This is a genomic window from Maribacter luteus (assembly GCF_009674825.1).
Taxonomy (GTDB): Bacteria; Bacteroidota; Bacteroidia; order Flavobacteriales; family Flavobacteriaceae; genus Maribacter_A; species Maribacter_A luteus.
In genome coordinates, this window is the sequence record NZ_WKJH01000029.1 from 736 (window position 1) to 2,159 (window position 1,424).

2 protein-coding genes are annotated in these 1,424 nt (G+C 35.2%); both read right to left on the minus strand.

The window, feature by feature from the left end:
• Positions 1-429 precede the first annotated feature (429 nt).
• On the minus strand, positions 430-732 hold the full coding sequence (locus tag GJ691_RS17160; protein WP_154369152.1) for a type II toxin-antitoxin system RelE/ParE family toxin: 303 nt from the start codon (positions 730-732) through the stop codon (positions 430-432).
• Positions 729-971 (minus strand): type II toxin-antitoxin system ParD family antitoxin, encoded by a 243-nt coding sequence (locus GJ691_RS17165; protein WP_028284019.1) that lies wholly within the window; start codon positions 969-971, stop codon positions 729-731. Before GJ691_RS17165 ends, GJ691_RS17160 begins: the two co-directional genes overlap by 4 nt.
• Positions 972-1,424 lie beyond the last annotated feature (453 nt).

Below are 1,424 nucleotides of genomic sequence, written 5' to 3' on the forward strand. Positions count from 1 at the left end.
TTATCGCAAACACCAAGGTAGAAATACCAAAAGTAGCATTATCAAGGTAGCGCGAAAACTGCTCAGCAGAACATTGGCGGTAATCAAAACAGAGACTCCTTATTGCATAGGGGTACTGGAATAAAAGATAAAAAAACAAACCATAACAAAGCTCACAAAATAATAGAGAGACCCGTACCCGTACCACAGAACAACGTGGGTGATCCAGAAAACCGGAATCACATCTTTATAGCAAGTGGCCGGGTCTATTATAGCTTATAATCATACAGATGCTGGTGAACCCTAAGACAAAAGGTGTATCACATATAGGATGCGGAGCAAGTTATATTAAAGAAAAAAAGGTGGTTTAAGGCAAAAAAGAAAATATTGATTAACTTTAGAGAACTGGACTAGGGCTTTTCATAGGACACGGTGTTGTGTGCAGTTTTTTTATTTCAGTCGTTTTTTAATATCCATTCTCTGATGTAAAATTCTAACGATTTCTACAATTTCATTTTCAACTTTTCTGTAGAAAATCAGATGCGAATTAATTTTCGTTACACGATAATTTTTTCGAGTTTGTTCAGCCGATTTTCCAATCAGATAGTTATCCGCAATAAAGTCAATTTCTGCCATTATTAAATCATAATATCTGTCTGCTTGTTCTTTAGACCATTTGTTAAGCGTATAAATCCAAATTTTGTCTAAATCCTCAATCGCTTGTTGACTTATGCGATATTTGTTTTTACTCATAAGTGTTTACGATGTAATTCTTTCAAATGTTGTTTTGGGTCGAAATTTTCAACAAATCCGCTATTTTCTCCAACTTCGAGAGCTTTAATAAGTTCTCTTTCTTTTTTTTCTTCACGTTCTAACAAACGTAATGCGGAACGAATTACTTCGCTAACCGAACCATATCTACCAGAATTTACTTCTTCTCTGATAAAATCCTCAAAATGATTTCCAAGTGATATTGATGTGTTTTTTCCCATTTTGGTTATATTTTACTCAAATATACCAAATCTTGGTAACGTAGCCAAATTGCACACAACGTGTTTGTGTATTACTTAGTTGCGTATTTCAGCACCTAATTTAGCAAATACAAACCGAATAGAAAATCCCCGTGGATTTTCGTAAGTAGACTTGAACCAAGCAATTACTTATAGCATCGATGAAAAAGCAGTAAGTCGAGTATCTTTAAAATGAACAAAAAAATAAAGATATGGTTACTCAAATTACTGCTGTACCGAAGTTATACATTGGCATCGACATTCACAAGCGAAGTTGGAAAGTGCATTGTGCGACAGATTTGTTTTCAGGCAAGTCATTTTCAATGAATCCGGACCCGTAACAACTTAAAGATTATGTTGATAAACATTTCGCCGGTCATGAAGTATCGACCGCATACGAGGCAGGTTGCTGTGGATATTCAGCTCATCGTTGTT

Bases quoted from the DNA above. Each gene is read 5' to 3' on its own strand.
- GJ691_RS17160 (WP_154369152.1), bottom strand. From the start codon at position 732: ATGAGTAAAAACAAATATCGCATAAGTCAACAAGCGATTGAGGATTTA.
- GJ691_RS17165 (WP_028284019.1), bottom strand. From the start codon at position 971: ATGGGAAAAAACACATCAATATCACTTGGAAATCATTTTGAGGATTTT.